Annotated in this window: 24 protein-coding genes and 1 tRNA gene; 10 read left to right on the top strand and 15 right to left on the bottom strand. The window is 63.7% G+C overall.

The genetic code is table 11. The features are described from left to right. Window positions 1-49: 49 nt before the first annotated feature. From FDY95_RS05080 to FDY95_RS05070, 3 genes are all read left to right on the top strand, one after another. A tRNA-Phe gene (locus FDY95_RS05080) sits at window positions 50-122 on the top strand. Window positions 123-892: 770 nt separating this feature from the next. Next, window positions 893-1,744 (top strand): aldo/keto reductase, encoded by an 852-nt coding sequence (locus FDY95_RS05075; RefSeq protein ID WP_138075645.1) that lies wholly within the window; start codon window positions 893-895, stop codon window positions 1,742-1,744. A gap of 157 nt (window positions 1,745-1,901) precedes the next feature. Then, a complete protein-coding gene (locus FDY95_RS05070; RefSeq protein ID WP_138075644.1) occupies window positions 1,902-2,819 on the top strand; it encodes a helix-turn-helix domain-containing protein in 918 nt (305 codons plus the stop codon). A gap of 178 nt (window positions 2,820-2,997) precedes the next feature. Here the strand turns inward: FDY95_RS05070 and FDY95_RS05065 are convergent, their stop codons facing one another. From FDY95_RS05065 to FDY95_RS05050, 4 genes are all read right to left on the bottom strand, one after another. Continuing rightward, window positions 2,998-3,339: a hypothetical protein gene (locus tag FDY95_RS05065; protein WP_138075643.1), complete on the bottom strand. Its 342-nt coding sequence runs from the start codon at window positions 3,337-3,339 to the stop codon at window positions 2,998-3,000. An 8-nt stretch (window positions 3,340-3,347) separates the two neighbouring features. Beyond that, on the bottom strand, window positions 3,348-3,626 hold the full coding sequence (locus tag FDY95_RS05060; RefSeq protein ID WP_138075642.1) for a hypothetical protein: 279 nt from the start codon (window positions 3,624-3,626) through the stop codon (window positions 3,348-3,350). A gap of 66 nt (window positions 3,627-3,692) precedes the next feature. Next, window positions 3,693-4,067, bottom strand: a complete 375-nt coding sequence (locus FDY95_RS05055) for a hypothetical protein (protein ID WP_138075641.1) — start codon at window positions 4,065-4,067, stop codon at window positions 3,693-3,695. A gap of 67 nt (window positions 4,068-4,134) precedes the next feature. Next, window positions 4,135-4,467, bottom strand: a complete 333-nt coding sequence (locus FDY95_RS05050) for a hypothetical protein (protein ID WP_138075640.1) — start codon at window positions 4,465-4,467, stop codon at window positions 4,135-4,137. Window positions 4,468-4,629: 162 nt separating this feature from the next. Here FDY95_RS05050 and FDY95_RS05045 point away from each other — a divergent pair, with 162 nt between their 5' ends. Continuing rightward, on the top strand, window positions 4,630-4,947 hold the full coding sequence (locus tag FDY95_RS05045; RefSeq protein ID WP_138075639.1) for a hypothetical protein: 318 nt from the start codon (window positions 4,630-4,632) through the stop codon (window positions 4,945-4,947). A gap of 18 nt (window positions 4,948-4,965) precedes the next feature. Here FDY95_RS05045 and FDY95_RS05040 read toward each other — a convergent pair whose 3' ends face one another. Together FDY95_RS05040 and FDY95_RS05035 are read right to left on the bottom strand one after the other, a co-directional pair. Further along, complete coding sequence (locus FDY95_RS05040) at window positions 4,966-5,343, bottom strand: globin family protein (RefSeq protein ID WP_138075638.1); 378 nt, start codon at window positions 5,341-5,343, stop codon at window positions 4,966-4,968. Between the two features lie 189 nt (window positions 5,344-5,532). After that, on the bottom strand, window positions 5,533-5,742 hold the full coding sequence (locus FDY95_RS05035; protein WP_138075637.1) for a hypothetical protein: 210 nt from the start codon (window positions 5,740-5,742) through the stop codon (window positions 5,533-5,535). A 337-nt stretch (window positions 5,743-6,079) separates the two neighbouring features. On the opposite strand from FDY95_RS05035, the gene FDY95_RS05030 reads away from it, so the two are divergent. Both FDY95_RS05030 and FDY95_RS05025 read left to right on the top strand, forming a co-directional pair. Then, the gene (locus FDY95_RS05030; protein WP_246073932.1) at window positions 6,080-7,312 is read left to right on the top strand and encodes a sensor histidine kinase; all 1,233 of its coding nucleotides are present in this window, start codon (window positions 6,080-6,082) and stop codon (window positions 7,310-7,312) included. Beyond that, window positions 7,290-8,327, top strand: a complete 1,038-nt coding sequence (locus FDY95_RS05025; protein ID WP_138075636.1) for a response regulator — start codon at window positions 7,290-7,292, stop codon at window positions 8,325-8,327. The genes FDY95_RS05030 and FDY95_RS05025 overlap by 23 nt, the downstream gene beginning before the upstream one ends. 15 nt (window positions 8,328-8,342) lie before the next feature. On the opposite strand, the gene FDY95_RS05020 is transcribed toward FDY95_RS05025, so the two are convergent. Together FDY95_RS05020 and FDY95_RS05015 are read right to left on the bottom strand one after the other, a co-directional pair. Next, complete coding sequence (locus FDY95_RS05020; RefSeq protein ID WP_138075635.1) at window positions 8,343-9,374, bottom strand: LLM class flavin-dependent oxidoreductase; 1,032 nt, start codon at window positions 9,372-9,374, stop codon at window positions 8,343-8,345. 77 nt (window positions 9,375-9,451) lie between these two features. Next, window positions 9,452-10,594 (bottom strand): J domain-containing protein, encoded by a 1,143-nt coding sequence (locus tag FDY95_RS05015; protein WP_138075634.1) that lies wholly within the window; start codon window positions 10,592-10,594, stop codon window positions 9,452-9,454. Between the two features lie 165 nt (window positions 10,595-10,759). On the opposite strand from FDY95_RS05015, the gene FDY95_RS05010 reads away from it, so the two are divergent. Genes FDY95_RS05010 through FDY95_RS05000 form a run of 3 tightly spaced genes read left to right on the top strand, consistent with a single transcriptional unit; the run spans window position 10,760 to window position 12,625 of the window. Continuing rightward, on the top strand, window positions 10,760-11,125 hold the full coding sequence (locus FDY95_RS05010) for a phage holin family protein (RefSeq protein ID WP_138075633.1): 366 nt from the start codon (window positions 10,760-10,762) through the stop codon (window positions 11,123-11,125). A 20-nt stretch (window positions 11,126-11,145) separates the two neighbouring features. Continuing rightward, window positions 11,146-11,874: a hypothetical protein gene (locus FDY95_RS05005; protein WP_138075632.1), complete on the top strand. Its 729-nt coding sequence runs from the start codon at window positions 11,146-11,148 to the stop codon at window positions 11,872-11,874. Further along, on the top strand, window positions 11,849-12,625 hold the full coding sequence (locus FDY95_RS05000; RefSeq protein ID WP_138075631.1) for a phosphoglycerol geranylgeranyltransferase: 777 nt from the start codon (window positions 11,849-11,851) through the stop codon (window positions 12,623-12,625). Before FDY95_RS05005 ends, FDY95_RS05000 begins: the two co-directional genes overlap by 26 nt. A gap of 173 nt (window positions 12,626-12,798) precedes the next feature. Here FDY95_RS05000 and FDY95_RS04995 read toward each other — a convergent pair whose 3' ends face one another. The 7 genes from FDY95_RS04995 to panC all read right to left on the bottom strand — a co-directional run bounded on the left by FDY95_RS04995 (window position 12,799) and on the right by panC (window position 19,040). After that, a complete protein-coding gene (locus FDY95_RS04995; RefSeq protein WP_138075630.1) occupies window positions 12,799-13,722 on the bottom strand; it encodes a helix-turn-helix domain-containing protein in 924 nt (307 codons plus the stop codon). Window positions 13,723-13,880: 158 nt separating this feature from the next. Next, window positions 13,881-15,020: an acyl-CoA dehydrogenase gene (locus tag FDY95_RS04990; protein WP_138075629.1), complete on the bottom strand. Its 1,140-nt coding sequence runs from the start codon at window positions 15,018-15,020 to the stop codon at window positions 13,881-13,883. 236 nt (window positions 15,021-15,256) lie between these two features. After that, a complete protein-coding gene (locus tag FDY95_RS04985; protein WP_138075628.1) occupies window positions 15,257-15,949 on the bottom strand; it encodes a zinc metallopeptidase in 693 nt (230 codons plus the stop codon). 81 nt (window positions 15,950-16,030) lie between these two features. Further along, window positions 16,031-16,528, bottom strand: coding sequence for a D-glycero-beta-D-manno-heptose 1-phosphate adenylyltransferase (rfaE2, locus tag FDY95_RS04980; RefSeq protein WP_138075627.1), 498 nt, complete (start codon window positions 16,526-16,528; stop codon window positions 16,031-16,033). Then, window positions 16,518-17,585 carry a lysylphosphatidylglycerol synthase transmembrane domain-containing protein gene (locus FDY95_RS04975; RefSeq protein WP_138075626.1) on the bottom strand — a complete coding sequence of 356 codons (1,068 nt, stop codon included), beginning with the start codon at window positions 17,583-17,585 and terminating at the stop codon, window positions 16,518-16,520. The genes rfaE2 and FDY95_RS04975 overlap by 11 nt, the downstream gene beginning before the upstream one ends. 75 nt (window positions 17,586-17,660) lie before the next feature. After that, window positions 17,661-18,008 carry an aspartate 1-decarboxylase gene (panD, locus tag FDY95_RS04970; RefSeq protein WP_138075625.1) on the bottom strand — a complete coding sequence of 116 codons (348 nt, stop codon included), beginning with the start codon at window positions 18,006-18,008 and terminating at the stop codon, window positions 17,661-17,663. Between the two features lie 177 nt (window positions 18,009-18,185). Further along, window positions 18,186-19,040, bottom strand: a complete 855-nt coding sequence (panC, locus tag FDY95_RS04965; RefSeq protein WP_138075624.1) for a pantoate--beta-alanine ligase — start codon at window positions 19,038-19,040, stop codon at window positions 18,186-18,188. A gap of 116 nt (window positions 19,041-19,156) precedes the next feature. On the opposite strand from panC, the gene FDY95_RS04960 reads away from it, so the two are divergent. Continuing rightward, the gene (locus FDY95_RS04960; protein WP_111479465.1) at window positions 19,157-19,969 is read left to right on the top strand and encodes a glycogen/starch synthase; all 813 of its coding nucleotides are present in this window, start codon (window positions 19,157-19,159) and stop codon (window positions 19,967-19,969) included. Window positions 19,970-19,977 lie beyond the last annotated feature (8 nt).

Below are 19,977 nucleotides of genomic sequence, written 5' to 3'. Positions count from 1 at the left end.
TGAATCTGCGTTTGTAGTTTTGCGCTCCATTCAGCCACCACGGCAACCTGGTGATGTAGCTCAGCTGGTAGAGCAAAGGACTGAAAATCCTTGTGTCGGCGGTTCGATTCCGTCCATCACCACAAAAACCCTCTTTGCATTGCGCAGAGAGGGTTTTTTATTTTTACTGCGGCGCTTTCAGGGACAGAAGCTTCTTCATCCCGTCACGGACTTGTGCGAACCCGCCCAGTTCCGCTTCTGGTTCCGCCCGGTAGTCATACGGGTGTGCCTGCACGTAGTCCACTAACCCAGGACCTGTGGCGCGCGAGAAGGCGTGTAGAGCATTCGTTCCGGGATGCGCACATCGGGGCCAATCGTAGGAGCGGCTGAATATGGGTGCCCACCGTCGGCAACTGCCTGGTCCTTTACTTTATCCGGATGATGAGAGGCACGTAGCCGGGCCAGCGCAGCCTCCGCCCGTGCTTGCTCCAGATTAACGTCAGCGTCTTCGGATGAGGGCTGACCGGTTGCGGAGTAAGGTACGACGACAACAGGCGCTGGCAGAACTGGCAAGTGCCCTCCGTGTACAGACCTGGTCATTTGAATGCCGTATTCCTCGGCGGCCCGGGTCACCTTTCAGGTTCGGGGTCGGCTGGCGCTGAGCGCGGTACCGATGTGCCATCAGGCCAGAAGCACCGGCTACAGCGGGCCGACGACTTGTTTGAATTTTATACTAATTCGTTTGATTGTCTTTTTCAGCCCGGCCTCTTCGGCCGGACCTTTGTGCTATTACCTCGGGGCATTTCGGACCGTTGCGGGCAATCGGCGCTTCAGCCACCACACTTCGACGGGCGTATAGAGAACGGCGCGGCCGGACGGCTTCGAGGCAACCGCTTATCACCATCAGAAAACCATGCAGACCATTGAACTGAACAACGGAGTGACGATGCCCTTGCTGGGATTTGGCGTGTTCCAGGTACGCGACCTGGCTGAATGCGAAGCCAGCGTACTAGCCGCCATCAAGGCCGGCTACCGGCTCATCGACACGGCCGCTTCGTACACGAACGAGGAGGCGGTGGGGCGCGCCATCAAAGCCTGCGGCGTGCCGCGGGAGGAGTTGTTCATCACCACCAAGCTGTGGGTGCAGGATGCCAGCTACGAGGGCGCGAAGCAGGCGTTTGAAACGTCGCTGCGCAAGCTGCAGCTGGATTACCTCGACCTGTACCTGATTCACCAGCCTTACGGTGACGTGCACGGGGCGTGGCGGGCAATGGAAGAACTGTACAAGGCCGGCCGCATCCGCGCCATTGGCGTGAGCAACTTCGCACCCGACCGCCTGATGGACTTCCTGGTGCAGCACGAGGTGGTGCCGGCCGTAAACCAAGTGGAAACCCACCCCTTCCACCAGCAGGTGGCTGAGCAGCAGTTTATGGCCGAGCACAAGGTGCAGATTGAGTCGTGGGGGCCGTTTGCCGAGGGCAAGAACAACCTGTTCCACAACGAGCTGCTGCAAGGCATTGGGGCGAAGTACCACAAGTCGGTGGCGCAGGTGGTACTGCGCTGGCTCATGCAGCGCGGCGTGGTAGCCATTCCCAAGTCGGTGCGGCCCGAGCGCATGGCCGAGAACTTCGCCATTTTCGACTTTGAACTGAGCGCCGAAGACATGGCCGCCATCGGCACCCTGGACACCAAGGCCAGCCTGTTCTTCGACCACCGCGACCCGAACATGGTGAAGTGGATCAGCGAGCGGAAAATTCACGACTAGCCTCCTCGGTTGGAAACGGCCAGGGCATGCCCTTCCCGTGCGTGCGGGGGCTGCCCTGGCCGTTTTCGGCAGGCCTATTACCACTGTCTCAGGCGCTTTCTCTTTTCACCCCGGCAGCGTTTCCCCGGCATGCTACCGGCGCTTGCGTATGAACGTCATGACCCACGAAACTGCTCCTCCAGCCGGCCCCATCAGCAGCCACCAGGACCTGAACCCCCAGGAGCTGAAGCTACGCGGCTTCAAGGCTTACGCGGTCGACACGTCGGCCGGGCCGAGCCACGACTACCGCCGCCGCGACTTCTACAAAGTGGCCTTGGTGACCAGTCCCTGCACGGTGCATTACGCCGACCGTAGCATCGATATCAGCACGCCCAGCCTGATGTTTGCCAACCCGCACATTCCGTATTCCATTGAGCTGCACGACCCGCGGCTGACGGGTTACTCCTGCCTGTTCACCGAGGCCTTTATGAAGGAAAACGACCGTTCGGAAAGCCTGCAACAGTCGCCGCTGTTCAAGGTGGGCGGCACGCCCGTCTTCCACCTCAGCCCCGAGCAAATAGTCTATGTTCAGGGCATTTTTCAGAAGATTCTGGCCGAGCAGGCATCTGACTACCTGTACAAGGGCGACTTGATTCGCACCTACCTGCAGCTGCTCATCCACGAAGCCCTGCGCATGCAGCCCTCCGAGAGCTTTGTGCAGCACAAGAACGCCTCGTCCCGGATTACCTCCCTGTTTCTGGAGCTGCTGGAGCGGCTGTTTCCGGTGGAAAGCCCCAACCAGACCATGCCGCTGAAAACGGCGCAGGACTTTGCCCAGCAGCTGGGGGTACACGTCAACCACCTGAACCGGGCGGTGAAGGAAGTAACCGGCAAGCCGACCACCGCCCACATTGCCGAGCGGATTATCGGCGAAGCCAAGGCCCTGCTGCACCACACCGCCTGGAGCACGGCCGAAATTGCCTATAGCTTGGGCTTCGAGTACCCCACGTACTTCAGCAACTTTTTCCGCAAGCACACCGCCACCACGCCGCTGGCATTCCGGCGTGACGCGGGCCGGGTGGCGGAAGCCAGCTGAGGCCCGCGGCCTATTCAATGAATCGGTAAGGGTTTCCAGTAATGCTGCTAACCCTTTTATCACCACCAAAAAAGGCCTCCGATTGCTCGGAGGCCTTTTCATTGCCAGGCTGCTTGGCCCCGGGTGAAGCGGCTTACTGCACCAGCCCGCGCGGAACCGGACCGGGCAGCCGACCGCGTTAGTGCGGCCGGAAGTAGGGCCGAAAATCATCTTTCACCACGCTGGGCCGGGTAGTACCTACCCCGCCGTGCGCCTGGTAAAAGGCCGCCAGCGCCGCTTCCAGCGCGGGTCCATCCTGCAGGGACATATCGGCAAACACTTCTTCGCCGCGCAGGGGCGCCAGGGTGGCGCTCAGCCGGCACCGGTCGATGCCCAGGGGATGCTCGAGAAACACGCTCGTTCCATCCTGGGCCTGGAGGTCGTGCTGGTAGCGCCAGGCGCGGGCAAAGGCCGGCCGGCCGGTGCGGGCATCTTCGGACAGGGGCGAAAAGCCGAGGCTTCGCAGGTACTGATCGGTCATGGGGAAGGTTATTCGGTGAGGGAGTAAGCGAGGGGTTCGGTGGCCCAATTGACCTGGCGCAGCAGCACCCGCAGCTCGGCTTCGGAGGCTATGCGCCCCTGAAAACTGTAGAGCAGCTGGCCGTTGACGGCTTCCAGCAGCGCCAGCTCGCCGTCGTCGTAGAGCACCATCGTTTCCTGCCCGCAGGCGCTGGGGCGGCTGTGGCGGGTTTGGCCGGCCGGCGAGCGGTACGGTTCGAAGCCCAGGGCCAGCAGCAGCGCCGCATTGGGTTGATAAGGAACGGGCATAAGCAGCGGAGAGCTTGGGCTGAAAGGCTGAATCAAGACGAGTAGGGAGCGTGGGGCCGCGGCGGCTTAAGGCGTGGGGGCACCGGTGCGCAGCTGCTTTTTCTGGTCGCGGGTGCGGGCCTTTTCGGTACGCACCTGGTCGCGGGCCAGCTTCTCGCGGGCGTTGTCGTCGTGGGCGGCCATCTGCTGGTCCTTGAGCTGCCGCTTCTGCGCCTGCAGGTCGCGGCGCTGCTGTTTCAGGGCCGACTCTGTTTCGGCGGCGGTGGCGCGGCTGGTGGCCGTTTGGCGGCGCTGGTCTGCCAGCACCTGCTCGGCCGCCCGGGTGCGTTCTTTTTGGTTCTGCAGGCGTATCTGGGCAGAATCAACGGGCGTTTGCGCCTGAGCGGGCCGGGCCCAGCCAGCGCACAAACCCAACAGCACTACGGACAGGAAGACTTTCATAGAAAAGCAGATAAGGAAGGGGAGAAAATGGAAAGAGCGGCCGTCGGGCAGCCCGTACGCGCGGCGCTTACTGATCGGTACCGTGGCGGCCCAGGCGGGGTCGGGCACCGTCGCCGGACGAGGCGCCGGGGTAGCCGGAATGGCGCTCAAACAGCACGCAGGCAAACAGATGCATGCCGCGTGACTCGCTGCGGTTGTCGGAATCCTGAAAGTGAATGCCTTCCCCGATGTGGTATTGCACGTGCGCAATCCGGTACCCATCGGTTAGATACGGCGCGAGGGCCTCATCGAACTGATATATTTTCCAATCCAGGCTTTTGTCCTGCACGATAAAGCGCAGCGGCTGCTGAAAGGTGACGAGCATTTGCTCCGGGGAGCCGACGGCGGGGACGGTTTGCATGGCGAGAAAGGAATTGGCCGGGGTCCGGCCTCAGGTCGGACGGCGGCGGATGATGGGCGCGCAGAATCCTGCTGCCGATGACTATATTACTGGGGCTACCGGCCGACAGCCGGCCGCGGCCTCACGTACCCGCAACATCATTCCTCCTACCCACCCACCACTATGAAAGCCAGGACTTTCGAAACCAAGCAGGGTATCCGCTGCGAATCCGACGCCGATTTGCGGGCCTTGCTGGCCTATGCCCACGCCAAGGGCGTGCCCGTGGCCATTGCCACCGAAGAAACCCTGGAGCGGACGGAGCCGGTGACGGCGACCATGCTGATCTGGGAGCACGACGACTACCCCGTGGGGCGCTACGCCCGGGATATGTCGCTGCACGCCCAGATGGGGCGCCCGGAAGGCGGCCTGGAGCTGACCACGGCCGAGTTTCTGAGCTGCTGCGACCAGTATCTGGCAGCTGAAGCTATCAACCCTGATTAGAGCCGCCTTCCCCGGCCGCTAATGCTGCAGCGCCAGGGCCTGGTGCTGCAGCATGGTGGCCAGATTGAGCACCCGGGCTTTGATTTCGGCGGTATCGAGGCCACCGAAATGCTCGTTCATGGCCGTCAGGAACGCCTGGCGCCAGTGAGCAAACAGCTCGCCCTGCTGCGGCAGCGGCGGCCGCCGCGGAAACGCCCGGCCTTCGTAGTGCGGCAGCAGCAGCACGGTGTGCCAGAACGCCACGGTGCTGCGCCACCACTGGGGTCGGGCGGGCGCCGTGGGCAGAAATACGCGTTGGAGCACCGGGTCGTGGCGGATGCGGTGGTAGAAGGCCTGCACCCAGGTCAGCACGTCGGCTTCGGTGCGCAGGGTGGGCAGTGGGGCATCGGTACTCATGGGATAGTCGTGGAAAAGGGACGTTCCGATCGGCACGCCGCGCAGCCAAGCAGCTGATCGGCGCGCCGGTGCTGGCCAGTGCAGCCAGGCCGGAACAAGGGTTGCAGGTAAGATCGGGCATTGCCCCCCGCAACGCCACGACCCTCGTCACCACGACCGATGACGGTGGTCATCCCCTACGCGGCGCGGCTACGCGGGCAGCAGCGAGAACCGGGCGTCGAAAGCCGCGCGCGTAAACCAGCGGCGGGTGGCATCGTCCTCGGGGTAGTGCCGGTGCAGGCGCAGCTCCACGCTGTTGGGCGTCAGCGTCAGCACCGAGCTGGGGGCACAGAGGTGGGAGCGGTCGAAGACCAGGCTGCCCACCGTAAGCATTGCGGAGGCGGAATACAGGTTGTTCATAATCAATAAGAAAAGAGGGTATGCCTGAATCAAGGCGGCGAAACGGCGCCGGCAACTCCCAGCCTTTGGGAGCTACGACAGGCAGAGTTAGCCGCTCCACCCAAGCTAGTTGATCCGGGCCCGGCGCGCCATGACGCCGGGCAGGCTTTTGCATGACAACGGTCTGCTTCTCCTTGAGCGGCTATTATTACGTATAGCCGTTGAGATACAGTATCTTGCTGTGCAAGTCATCAGCAGATGAGACGCCGGGGTGCGGCCCCGCCCGCCGCCCGCCCGCCGGCCGACGCACGTTTCGCCTTTTCCCAACCGCCGGGCTCAGACGGTACCGCACCGCGCCATGAGCACCCCCACCCGCATTTTGCTGGCCGATGCCGGCTCCGCGTTCCACGAGCGGCTGCGCCCTCTGCTGCAGGGCGCGCACCCGCCGTTTTCGCTGGACTGCCCCAGCACGCCCGCGGCCGCTCAGCACGCCATCCGCTACGCCGCCCACGACGTGTACCTCATCGACCAGCGCTGGGGGCCGCGGGGCGGGCTGGCCTTTGTGGGCGAAGCCCTGCGGCAGGGCAGCTGCGGCCCGTTTTTTCTGCTGACTGACCAGCCCGGCTATGCCCTGGAGCCGCTGGGCCACCCGGCTGGCATGGCCTACTGCCTACCCACCCGGCAGCTGACCCTGGACCAGCTGGTGCAGCAGCTGCACTGCGGGGTGCTGCTGACGCGCGAGCTGCTGCGGCTGCGCCAGCTCAGTGCCGCCCTGATTCGCCGGGTGCAGCACCAGGCCCATGAGCTGGAGCAAAGCGCCCTTCGCGGCCAGGCGCAGGCCGCCCAGGCCCAGCAAACCCTGGTGCGCGAGCGGGAGCTGAACGAACTGAAGTCGCGCTTTCTGACCATGGCCTCGCACGAGTTTCGCACGCCCATGAGCACGATTCTCTCCTCCGCCGCCCTCATCGAGCGTTACCACAACGGCGAAGACGAGCCCAAGCGCCGCAAGCACGTGCTGCGCATCAAGTCGGCCGTGGCCAACCTCGACGGCATTCTGCGCGACTTCCTGGTGCTCGACGGGCTGAACCAGGCCAAGATGCCCTACCACCCGGAAGCCGTGCCGCTGCCCGCCTTCGTGGCCGACGTGGCCGAGGAAGCCCAGCAGGGCGCCCGCCTGGGCCAGCACGTGCGCTATGCCCACGTGGGCGCGGCCGGCACGGTAGTCACCGACGCGCAGATCCTCAAGAACATCCTGCTCAACCTGCTCAGCAACGCCAGCAAGTACTCGGACCAGGGCCAGGAAATCCGCCTGACCTCGGAAGTCACCCCCACCGAACTGGTGCTGATTGTGCAGGACGAGGGCATGGGCATTCCGCACGACGAGCAGCCGCGGCTGTTCACCGATTTTTTTCGGGCCCGCAACGCCGAGCACATCCAGGGCACGGGCCTGGGACTTTACCTCGTCAAGCGCTACGTGGAGCGCCTCGGCGGCCGCATCAGTTTCCTGAGCGAGCCGGGCGTGGGCTCCACTTTCACTGTACGGCTGCCCGTGCAGCCGCCCCCCAGCCATGAAAACTATCCTGTTGATTGAAGACCACGAGCCCATGCGCGAAAACACGGCCGAGATTCTGGAGCTGGCCGGCTACCGCGTGGTGCAGGCCGCCGACGGCAAGCGCGGCGTGGAGCTGGCCCGCCACGCCGCCCCCGACCTGGTGGTGTGCGACATCATGATGCCCGAACTCGACGGCTTCGGCGTGCTCCACATCCTACACCAGGACCCGACCACCACCGACATTCCCTTCCTGTTTCTGACCGCCAAGGTGGACCGCGAGGACCTGCGCCGCGGCATGAACGCCGGCGCCGACGACTACCTCACCAAGCCCTTCGACGACACGGTGCTGCTCGACGCCATTGCCATGCGCCTGAGCAAGCACGAGGCCCGCCCGGCCGCGCCGTCGCCGGCCCCGCCCCTGCCCGGCCTGCAGCTGCTACAGGATATGCTGACGGCCCCGGCCCGCCTCAAGCACTATAAGAAAAAACACGTGCTCTACCTCGAAGGCGACGCGCCCCACAGCGTGTACTGGCTGCAGCACGGCACGGCCAAGACCTCCAAAACCGACAAAGCCGGCAACGAGTACATCACCGAGCTAAGCACCGACGGGCAGCTGCTGGGCTACCGCGACGTGCTCGGCGGCACCGATTACCAGGAAACCACCACCCTGCTCGACGACGCCACCGTGAGCCTGCTGCCCCGCCACGAGTTCGAGGCCCTGCTCAGTCAGCACGCCGATTTGGCCCGGCATTTCAGCCAGCTGCTGGCCCGCACCGCCGCCGCCCGCGACGCCCGCCTGCTGGAGCTGGCCTACCAGCCCGTGCGCCGACGCCTGGCCCTGGCCTTGGTGCGCTTCCAGGAAACGTTTCAGGCACTGGGGCATCTGGCCCACGGCACCCATCTTTCCCGCGAAGACCTCGCCGCCCTGGTCGGGGCTTCCAAGGAAACCGTCAGCCGCATGCTCAGCGAGTTTCGCGAGGAAGGCCTGATCGAGCTGACCGGTTCGGACATCACCATTCTCGACGCCGCCCGCCTGCGCCGGCAGCGCCCCTAAGCTGGCCGCTGCCCGTCAGGCGCCGCGCAGAATAGGCGCCACCCGCGTACCGATCAGCCCGATGGAGTGCATGATCCGCTCGTGCGACAGTGCCGCCACGTCCTGCTGAAACGTCACCCGCGAGATGCCGCCCAGCGCCTCGCCGTGCCGCTGAATCTTGGCGGCTACATCCTCGGGGCTGCCCACCAGCAAGGCGCCCAACGGCCCGGCCTGCGCATCAAACTGCGGCCGGGTAATGGGCGCGCCGCCCCGCTCCCGGGCCCGGGCCGAAAACGTGCGGGCGTAGCCGGGAAAGAACTCCTCGTGGGCCTGCTCGGTGGTTTCGGCCACGTAGCCCAGGGAGTGCAGCCCCACCTGCAGCTGCTCAGGCGCGTGCCCGGCGCGGCGGCCGGCTTCGCGGTACAGGTCGACGAGGGGGCGGAAGCGGTGCGTCTCGCCGCCGATGATGGCCACCATCAGCGGCAGGCCGAGCGTGCCGGCCCGGGCAAACGACTGCGGCGTGCCCCCCACCCCGATCCAGATGGGCAGGGGCTGCTGCAGGGGCCGCGGGTACACGCCCTGCCCCGTCAGCGCCGGGCGGAACTTGCCGCTCCAGCGCACGTGCTCGTTGTCGCGCACGTTCAGCAGCAGCTCCAGCTTCTCGGCGAAGAGCGCGTCGTAGTCGTCGAGGTCGTAGCCGAACAGCGGGAAGGCCTCCACCGACGAGGCGCGGCCCACCACCAGCTCGGCCCGGCCTCGGGAAATCAGGTCGAGAGTGGCAAACTGCTGGAACACCCGCACCGGGTCGGCGGCGCTGAGCACCGTCACGGCGCTGGTGAGGCGGATGCGCTGGGTGCGGGCGGCCGCGGCGGCCAGGATGACGGCCGTGGCCGAGTCGAGGTACTCGCGGCGGTGATGCTCCCCAATGCCGAACACGTCGAGCCCGACCTGGTCGGCGTACTCGATGCGCTCCAGCAGCTGCTGAATGGCGTCGGCCCCGTTCAGCAGGGTGCCCACGCCGTTGTCTACCACGCTTGTCGCGGCGAAGCTGTCGATTCCGATTTGCATAGTCCTGCAATCCGCGACGCCCGGCTTTTGTTTGTGCCCCGCCTGGTCAGCGGACTAACCTGGCGGAAACCGGGCCGCTACCGGCCGCAGGGGCCGCGCCGCTGGGCATCGGTAGCCGGGAAATAGCCCAGCTGCGAACCGCGCCGAAACAGCTCGCACGCCGCGCCGCGCCGGCCCTGCTTCTGCGCCACGCGGCCCAGCAGGAAGTAAATCTGCCCGCTGCGGGGGCGCAGCAGCAGCACCTGCTGGTAGTCGGCCAGCGCCGAGGGGTAGTCGCCGGCTTTGAAGTAAGCCAGCCCGCGGTAGGTCAGCCACTTGGCCGAGGGCGCCTGCTTGCCCGCCTGCAGGCGCAGGCCCACGCTCAGGTCGCTGGCCGCCGACACGAACAGCCGCTGCTCGAATAGGCGCAGCTCGCCGCGGGCCAGCCACGCCGCGCTCAGCGACGAATCGAGCACCACGGCGCGGGAGAACTGGTCGAGGGCGAGGCGCGTGCGCTTCTGCCCGGCCGCGCACTGCCCGAGGCGGTAGTACAGCTGGGCGGCGGCGCGGTGGTTGCGCGTGTGCTGCAGCGCCGACGTGTAATCGGCGCTGGCTTCAGGGTAGTTGCGGTACACCAGCTGCTCGATTTCGGCGCGGCGGCGCAGGGCCCCCACGTGCCCGGGCTTGAAGGCCAGCGTCTCGCTGAAGTAGCTGTGGGCCGCGCCCCAATGGTGCTGGGTGTAGGCGCGCAGGCCGTCCTGGTAGTTGCTGCGGGCGGCCACGCGGTCCATCACCCACTTGGTGCTCAGCCCAAACAGCAGCAGCCCCACCAACACCCCGATGACCAGCAGCCAGTCGCGGCGGGTGAAGCGTGCCTGCTTCGGGTGACGCACGTAGTGCCGCTCGGCCGAGGAGGCCGGCCGGCGGGTGCGCAGGGGCTCGGCCGGGGGCATGGGCACGCCGTACACGTGCTGGCTCTGCGGGCGGTACTGCTGGGCCCGGCGGGCTTCCTCGGCCCGCAGCCGGGCCTGGCGCAGCTGGTGGTCGTAGTGGGCCCGGCGCCCGGCATCCGACAGCACCTGGTAGGCGGCGGCCACGGCCTTGAACTGGTCTTCGTAGAGGCGGCTGCCGCCGTGGCGGTCGGGATGGTAGCGCAGGGCCAGCTGTTTGTAGGCCTGCTTGATGTCGGCCAGCGGGGCCGTAGGCTCGACGCCCAGCACCTGGTAAAGAGTTTGGCTCACGTTGGCAACGACGGGGTGATGGTAAAAGTACGGCGAAGTTCAGACGTGGGCGGGGCTTTTCCGTAGAAACCCTCGTCCTGCCAAACACCGCTCCCATCGGCGGGGTTCGGCCGGCCGCCCCGCTCCCGCCTTACTCCTTGTTCCAACTCCTTTTTTCGCCGCTGCATGGCTACTGAAGATCCTACGCCCCGCAACGACTCGTTGATGAAGAACCTGATGGGCTACATCGACACGCGCATCGACCTGGTGCGCCTGGAAGTGCAGCAAAAAGTCAAGTCCATCTTCGTCGACGTGGCCCAGGGCGCCACCCTGGCCATCCTGGGCCTGCTGTTCGTGGTTTTCCTGAGCATCTTCGCCGGTCTGGCCCTCAATGCGGCCCTCGACAGCCCGTATTGGGGCTTTGGCATCGTGGCCGGCTTCTATTTGCTATTGCTTATCATCTTTGTGGTGGGCGTCGGCAAGAAGCTCTACCAAGGTTTGGCCGATAAAGTCCTGACCGACACCATCTACAAATCGGACAAGCGCCAATAGTCCCCACACCTTTTAGCGCGATGAGCGAATTACACAACCCGCTGTTCGACGACGAACGGGAGTTTCTGGAGCGCCAGAAGCTGGAATACGAGCGCGCCCTGCTGGGCGACGTGGACCAAATCAAAGATCAGACGGCTCGCATCGGCAAGTACGTGGCCATTGGCGCGGCCCTGCTGGGCGGCTTCTGGCTCGTCAGCAAGGTCATCGGCCGCGGCGACGAAGACGAGGACGATGACTACCGCCCGCGCCGCAAGGTGAAAAAAGGCAAGCGCCGCCCGCAGCTGGTAGCGCAGTCTGAGGACTACGAATTCGGCTCGGGCCGCACCGACGCGCACCCGCGCGCCCACCTCGCGCCGCCCGTCTACCACGCCACCGCCCCGGCCGCTGATTCGGACCCGTTTCCGGCCTTCGACGCCTCGGCCCAGCCCGCCGCGACTTCGCAGAGCCTAGCGCAGGTGCCGGCCGCCGGCCGCCGCGCGTCGTACCACGCTCCGGAGCCGGAGGTCGAGCCGCGTAGCTCGGTGGTTTGGGAAGCCGTGCAGCTGTTCGCGTCTTCCGATACCGGCAAGATGCTTATCGGGCAGGTTTCGGGCGTACTGATTGCGCTTATCACGCGCAAGCTCAACGAAGTGATGGATGTAAGCAAAAATTCGGACCTTGCAGCTTCGGCCACCGAGCCGGAAACCAAGGATATCGACTTTGTCATCCACCACGACGACGCGCATGCGCCCGACGCCCCTGCTCGATGACCTGTGCCACCGCCGCCATCAGGGCCAGAAGTCTCTGGCCGTGCTGCTCGACCCCGACGACCTCGACGAGGCCGGTACGCGGCGCATCCTGGCGCTGAGCGAAGCGCATTCCGTTGATTACTTTTTCGTAGGGGGCAGCCTGGTGACGTCACAGCACCAGGCTGCCCTGCTGCGTTTGCTCAAGGCGCACTCCGAGGTGCCGGTGGTGCTCTTCCCCAGCAACAGCCTGCACATCGACGCGCAGGCCGATGCCATTCTGCTGCTGAGTTTGATTTCGGGCCGTAATCCTGATTTCCTGATCGGCCAGCACGTGGTGGCGGCCCCGCTGCTGCGCGCCAGCCAGCTCGAAGTCCTGCCCACCGGCTACATGCTCGTCGACTCGGGCCGGCAGACCACCGCCAGCTACATGAGCGGCACCACGCCCCTGCCCCACGACAAGCCCACCATTGCGGCCTGCACCGCCCTGGCCGGCGAGCAGCTCGGCCTGCGCCTGATCTACCTCGACGGCGGCAGCGGTGCCCAGCACCCCGTATCGGCCCCGATGATCCAGGCCGTGCGTCAGGCCGTCGAAGCCCCCATCATCGTCGGGGGCGGCCTGAATACCGCCGAAAAAGCCCAGGCAGCCCTCACCGCCGGCGCCGACGTCATCGTGGTTGGCAACCAGATTGAGAAGGACCCGGAATTCCTCCCGGAAGTGTCGCGCGTGGTGCGCAGCTTCAACGCCATGCGCAGCGCCGCCGCTCTGAACTAAAGGCTGCCGCCGCGCCGTATGGCGCCTTCATGACCACCCAGAGACTAACTCTGTGCCGTAGCCAGCTCAGAGCCGCTTGCAAACGCAAAGAGCCCCAGCCGCAAGGCCGGGGCTCTTCATTTTCGAATCGTCCACGAAATCCGTGGAATCCGAAAAATCCGTCGAATCCGTGATTAGATGTTCATGGCCGATTCGCGGCGGCGCATCTTACCAGCCGGAATGCCGAACATCATCTTGAAGCGGCGGCAGAAATAAGCCGTGTCCTTGTAGCCCACCTCTTTGCCGATGTCGCGGATGCTCTTCTTGGTGGTGCGCAGCAGGAACACGGCGCGTTCCATGCGCTGGTACTCGATGTAGTCCTGCGGGTTGATGCCTGTTAGCATCTTGAAGTACTGGCCCACGTAGTCCTCCGACACGTTGGCCACGCCCGACAGCACCTTGTTCGACAGGTCGCCGCCCAGGTTCTCCTTGATGTAGTTGAACAGGTCGATGAGGCGCGGATCCTTGAAGTAGGTGCTGTTCGTGGCCAGTTGCTCCACGAACATCTTGTTCTTCAGAATGTAGCGAATGATTTCCACGACTATATTTTCCGTGTAAATCGAAATCAGACGCTCCCGGCCCGGCAGGTCCTGCAGGCTCTCTTCCACTACCTTGATGACCAGGTTGGCCAGCTTGGAGTTGCCGCTGATCATGAAAGCGGGCACGTCCAGCGAGGCGAAGAAGTTCACCGAGTCGAACACCTTGGCTTCGAAGGACACGAACGAGTGGCTCTCGTCGGCGTCCGAAATCAGGTCGAGGTCGGCGTTGGAGTGGAAGAACTTGTCCTTATTGCTGATCAGGTCGTCGTTGGTAATGGTCTTGCCGCCCGTCTCGCCGTAGCTCACGCGGGTAGCGCGGCCGCCCGGGATGAACAGCATGTCCCCTTCCTCAATCACCAGATCCTCTTCGCCGAAGGAAACACGGCCCTTGTGCAGCAGAATCAGGTTATTACCAACGTCATAGTAGTTGCGCACCGTAAACGGCTGTTGCAACACCAGATTTTTGGCCTTGATGTAACGAACCCCAAGGGATTCTATCACTTTATTGTAATCCTCCATATTCCGGTACTGTGTTGGGTGGCTGACTATCAGCGGACTATCCCACATCCGCCGTCTAGACAATGCAAATTAAGATATAAAAATTCACAAAAACGAAAACCCAGCCATTTTTTTGGCTGGGTTTTGTGCAAGCTTTCTGACTTTAAGGCAATTCCGTTTTACTTCAGGATTTCCCGCGAGATTACAATTTTCTGAATCTCAGAGGTTCCCTCGTAAATCTGGGTGATTTTGGCGTCCCGCATCATGCGCTCGACGTGGAACTCTTTCACGAAGCCGTAGCCCCCGTGCACCTGCACCGCTTCGACTGCCGTGTCCATGGCCGTCTTCGAGGCGAAGAGCTTGGCCATGGCCCCCGATTTGGCGTAATCCAGGCCCGCGTCCTTGTCGTGGGCGGCCTGCAGGCAGAGCAGACGGGCCGCGTCAATGTTGGTGGCCATGTCAGCCAGCTTGAACTGAATGGCCTGGTGCTGCGAAATCGGCACGCCGAAGGCCTTGCGCTCCTTGGAATACTTCACCGACAGCTCGTAGGCGCCCGAGGCAATGCCCAGGGCCTGCGCGGCAATACCGATGCGGCCACCGGCCAGCACCTGCATGGCGAACTTGAAGCCGAAGCCGTCCTCGCCGATGCGGTTTTCCTTGGGCACCTTCACGTCGGTGAACATCAGCGAGTGCGTGTCGGAGCCGCGGATGCCGAGCTTGTTTTCCTTCGGACCGACCACGAAGCCGGGCGAGTCGCGCTCCACGATGAGGGCGTTGATGCCGCGGTGCTTTTTGCCGGGGTCCGTCTGGGCAATAACCAGGTACACCGAAGCCGTCGAGCCGTTGGTAATCCAGTTTTTGGTGCCGTTGAGCAGGTAATAGTCGCCCATGTCTTCGGCGGTGGTGCTCTGCGAGGTGGCATCCGAGCCGGCTTCGGGCTCCGACAGGGCGAAGGCGCCGATCATTTCGCCGGTGGTCAGCTTGGTCAGGTACTTCTGCTTCTGCTCCTCGGTGCCGTACTTCTCCAGGCCCCAGCACACCAGCGAGTTATTCACCGACATGATAACCGAGCAGGAGGCATCCACCTTGCTGATTTCCTCCATGGCCAGCACGTACGACACGGTGTCCATGCCGCCGCCGCCGTACTCGGGGCTCACCATCATACCCAGGAAGCCCAGTTCGCCCATTTTCTTCACCTGCTCGGCGGGGAATTTCTGGTGCTCGTCGCGCTCGATGACGCCGGCCCACAGTTCGGACTGGGCAAAATCGCGGGCCGCGGCTTGCACGGCGAGTTGTTCTTCGGTGAGCTGAAAGTTCATGCGGGAATGGGGGGGATTGGGAGGTAGCTAACAGTCGTTAGCCGGGCAAACGTGTCGCGAAATTAATTAGTTGCCGGCTGGTTATCAACCGGCCGCGCCGATTAATGCCTCGCAACAGCCGCCGACCGTTACGGGACATGCCGAACAGGCGGCCGTTTCTCAGTTATGGCTGACTCGTTGGTGCCCCGCGACGAAAAGCAGAACGCCCGGCTACACCGGGCGTTCTGGGTAGTGCCTTAGCTGCTGCGCCGCCCGCCGAACAGGATGCTGGCGTAGTGCAGCAGCGTGGCCAGGGAGCTGATGGCGGCCACCACGTAGGTCAGCGCGGCCCAGCGCAGCCCGTCCTTGGCAATGGCGTGCTCCTGCGACGAGACGATGCCGCGGCGCTCCATCCAGGCCAGGGCCCGCTTGGAGGCGTCGAATTCCACCGGCAGCGTCACGAAGCTGAACAATGTGGCAAAGGCAAACAGCGCCACGCCCAGGCCCAGCGGCAGAATGGAGTAGCGCAGCAGAAATACGCCGGCCAGCAGTAGCAGCGGCATGAAGCGCGACACCGCGCTCAGGGCCGGCACCATGGCCGAGCGAAACTGCAGCATGCTGTAGGCCGTGGCGTGCTGCACGGCGTGGCCCACTTCATGGGCCGCCACCGCTGCCGACATGGCCGAGCGGCCGTGGTAGACCTCCTCGCTAAGGTTGACGGTCTTATCGGCCGGGTTGTAGTGGTCGGAGAGCTGGCCTTCGGTGGAAATGATTTTCACGTCGTAGATGCGGTTGTCGGCCAGCATCATTTCGGCCACTTGCTTGCCCGAGAGGCCCGAGTGCAGGGCAATGTGCGAGTACTGGGAAAACTTGCTGCGCAAGCGCCACTGAATCAGCCAGCTGACCAGCGTCAGTCCGATCAGCAGTCCGTAGATGGGATTGATTACCATGAGGTTGAGAGATTGAAAAACCAGTGGAGTCTTCGCGCCCGAGCGGGGAGCTAAGAAACCGGTCGTTCCTCTCTCCTCCTCTTACCCGCCCGACGAGTCGCCGAGCGTCTGGCGCACGCGCTCCACGATGCGCGTGGTGCTGTAGCCAGTCACCAGGGGTACGGTGAGCACCTGCCCCCCGTTGGCTAACACCAGTTCGTGGCCCACGATTCCGCTGATGGCGTAATCGTCGCCCTTCACCAGCACTTCGGGCCGCACCAGCTCAATGAGTTCCAGCGGGGTCGGCTCGTCGAACAGCACTACCGCATCCACGAACAAAAGCGAGGCCAGCACCCGGGCGCGTGACACTTCGTCCTGAAGCGGCCGGCCGGGCTTCAAGCGACTGACAGATTGGTCGGTATTCAGGCCCACCACGAGGGCGTCGCCCAGGGCGCGAGCCTTTTCGAGGTAGTCGACGTGGCCCAGGTGCAGCAGGTCGAAGCAGCCGTTGGTGAAGACGATGCGGCGGCCGTGCTCCCGCCAGACGTCGAGCACGGCGGGCAGCTGCTCGCGGGTCAGGATTTTGTCTTTACTCCACATTGGCGGCCACGGTGGTTTCGTCGAGAATGGGCTCGTCGGTGAGGCCACGCAGGCCCTTGCCGGTCTTCAGCATGCTGATGGCGAAGCTGATGCCGCCCATGAGCACCACCAGCAGCGTCTGGGCGCCGTGCACCACCAGGGCGTAGGCAATGCCGGCTTCGGGCGAAATGCCAAAGGCCAGCAGGATGCTCTGCACCAGCAGGTGGAAGGTGCCGATGCCGCCCGATACCGGCGCGGCCATGCCCACGGCCCCAAACGTGAGGGCCGCGAGGCCCGCGCGCCAGCCCAGGTTGTAGGTTTCGGGAAAGGCGAAGAAGGCCAGGTAATCCATCAGGAAGTACACCAGCCAGGTGAAGAACGTGTGGAACAGGAACAGCCACTTGTGCTCGATGCGGCGGATGCTGAACACGCCGGCCAGCAGCCCGCTCAGGAAGTTGAACAGCTTGTTGAACAGCGCGTTCTGCCGCAGGCGCTCCAGGTTGCGCACCAGTGCCCACAGCACGCTCAGGCCCAGCAATACCGCAATGCCGGCCGCAATGAGCAGCGGCGTGCGGTTGCGGGCCATGGCATCGACGGCCGCCCCGCCGCCCAGGATTTTGTCGACGGTGAAAGCCCAGAACTTGTTGAAGTCCAGCATCAGCGTAGCGCCCAGCAGGCTGAACAAGATCAGCACGTCGATGACACGTTCGGTGATGACCGAGCCCAGCGCCACCTGCACCGGCACGCCGCCGTTGCGCCGCAGCACCGAGCAGCGGATGACCTCGCCCATGCGCGGCAGCACCAGGTTGGCCAGGTAGCCCACCATCATGGCGTGGTACACGTCCCAGAACCCCGCCTTCTGACCCGCCGCGTCGAGCTGCATCTTCCAGCGGTAGCCCCGGCTGAAGTAGCCCAGCGCCGACAGAATCATGGTCAGGCCCATCCAGAAGTAGTTGGCCTCGCGCATGTATTGCCCGATGCGGCTCAGGTCTTGCCCGCGCACGGCATACACCATCAGCGCACCCGAAAAGGCCAGCAACAGGGCGTATTTGAGGATATTCAGTATTTTCTTACCCATGAGCACGGCGCGGCTATCGATGTTGCATAAGAAAGCCAACGACTCGGGTCGTTGGCTTGTTGGGAAATCTACGCGTTAAACCAGCCGGTTGTGCTGGTCAGGAAATATCACGGTGGGCTGGTGCGCCCGGGCCTCGGCGAAGTCGACGAAGCCGTAGGAAATGATGATGATGATGTCGCCAACGGCGGCGCGCCGGGCGGCCGGTCCATTCAGGCAGATCATGCCGGTACCCCGCTCGCCCTTGATGGTGTAGGTTTCGAGCCGCTCGCCGTTGTTCACGTTCACCACCGTCACCTTCTCGTTTTCCACCATGTTGGCCGCGTCGAGCAGGTCCTCGTCGATGGTGATGCTGCCCACGTAGTGCAGCTCCGCCTGCGTGACTTTGACGCGGTGAATTTTCGATTTGAGGACCTCGATGTGCATGGCAAAAGCGGGCGGGTGATTTTGGGCCGCAAAGATACGAACGGTGAATGAGTGATTGAGTGACTGAATGAAGTGGATCGGCGAATGGACAACAGCAAATCAAATGTCTGATTTTCTGCCGACTGCTTTCTTGCCAATAAGCCTTTCTACGCGCAACTCACTCATTCACCACGTTGCTCATTCACCGTCGACCAGCACGTTGTCGATGAGGCGTACCCCGCCCAGCCACGCGGCCAGGCAGATAACCAGCGGCTGCTCGGCCGAGGGGCCCGCCCAGGCCGGCTGCAGGGTTTGCGCATCGGCTACTTCCAGATACTCCAGCTCGATGTCGGGAAACTGCTGCAGCCATTCGGCGCCCTTCTGCTGGGCCTCGCCCGGCGAGAGACCTTCGCGCAGGGCCGCGGCCGTCAGCTGTAGGGCCTCGTACAGGCGCGGGGCCACGGCGCGGGCTTCCGGGCGCAGGCGCCGGTTGCGCGACGACATAGCCAGCCCGTCCTCCTCCCGAATCGTGGGGCAGCTGACGAGCTTCAGATCGAAGCTCAAATCGGCCAGCAGCTGCTGCACCACGGCCACCTGCTGCCAGTCCTTCTGCCCGAAGTAGGCCTGGTGCGGGCGGCTGAGGTGAAACAGCTTGCTCACCACCGTGGCCACCCCGTTGAAGTGCCCGGGGCGCTTGGCGCCTTCCATCACCCGCTCCAGCGGCCCGAAATCGAAGCGCACCACGCTGGTCCGGGGGTACATCTGCTCCACCGAGGGCGCAAAAATCACCGTGGCGCCGGTGCCCTGCAGCAACGCCGCGTCCGATTCGAGGGTACGGGGATAGAATTTAAAGTCGTCCGCGTTGTTGAACTGCGTCGGGTTGACGAAGATGCTGACCACGACTACGTCGTTTTCGGCCGCGGCGGTGCGCACGAGCTGTAAATGCCCCTCGTGCAGGGCGCCCATGGTGGGCACAAAGCCGATGCGGCGGCCCTCCCGGCGCCAGGTTTCGGTGAGGGTTTGCAACGCGGCGGCGGTTTCAAGTATCTCCATGTCAGCGAGACGCCCCCGGAAGTTCCGGGGGGAGTATAATGGATTTATCGGGCAAAATTGTTTAATTTTGTGCAGCCAATGGTGTACCCCTCTTTTAACCTCTCGATTCCCCCCGTATGTCGAAGCTGAGAATCCTCTACGCTGCCACGGAAATCAACCCGTTTCTGCAAACGACCCGGGTAGCGGAGTTCCTGCGGCGCCTGCCCCAAGGTATGCAGGAAATGGGGATGGAAATCCGCATTTTCGTGCCCCGCTTCGGCATCATCAACGAACGGAAGAACCGCCTGCACGAAGTCGTGCGTCTCTCCGGCATCAACATCGCCGTGGGTGAAGACGAGAAGCCGCTGATTATCAAGGTCGCTTCGATTCCGAACGCCAAGCTGCAGGTGTACTTCATCGACAACGAGGACTACTTCCACCGCAAATCGGTGCTGCGCGACAAAAACGACCAGTTCCACGCCGACAACGACGAGCGGGCCATCTTCTTCTGCAAGGGCGTGCTCGAAACGGTGAAGAAGCTCGGCTGGTCGCCGGATATCGTGCACTGCAATGACTGGATGACGGGCCTGATGCCCCTGTACCTGAAAACGACCTACAAGAAGGACCCGATTTTCAAGGACGCCAAGTCGATTTTCACGGTCTACAACAACGAGTTCGACCACAAATTCGAGGGCAACATCATCGAAAAGGCGAAGATGCTCGACATCGACGACTCGATGCTGGCCGCCCTGGAATCGGCCGACTTCGCCGGCTTCGTGAAAATCGGCATGGAGTACGCCGATGCCGTGGTGCGTTCCGACGAGGACTTCAGCGACAACCTGAATGCCCTGTTTCAGGAGTACGCCACCCGCCACAATCTCGGCCAAGTGGCTGATGATGAGAACCTGCTGAGCTCTTACTACGCGCTGTATAATGAATTGGCCAACTAGGCTGTTTT

Origin of the sequence: Hymenobacter jeollabukensis, assembly GCF_005771675.1 — a bacterium.
GTDB classification, from domain to species: domain Bacteria; phylum Bacteroidota; class Bacteroidia; order Cytophagales; family Hymenobacteraceae; genus Solirubrum; species Solirubrum jeollabukense.
Note: the sequence above shows the minus strand (reverse complement) of the source record. Positions and strands in the feature narration are given on the sequence as shown.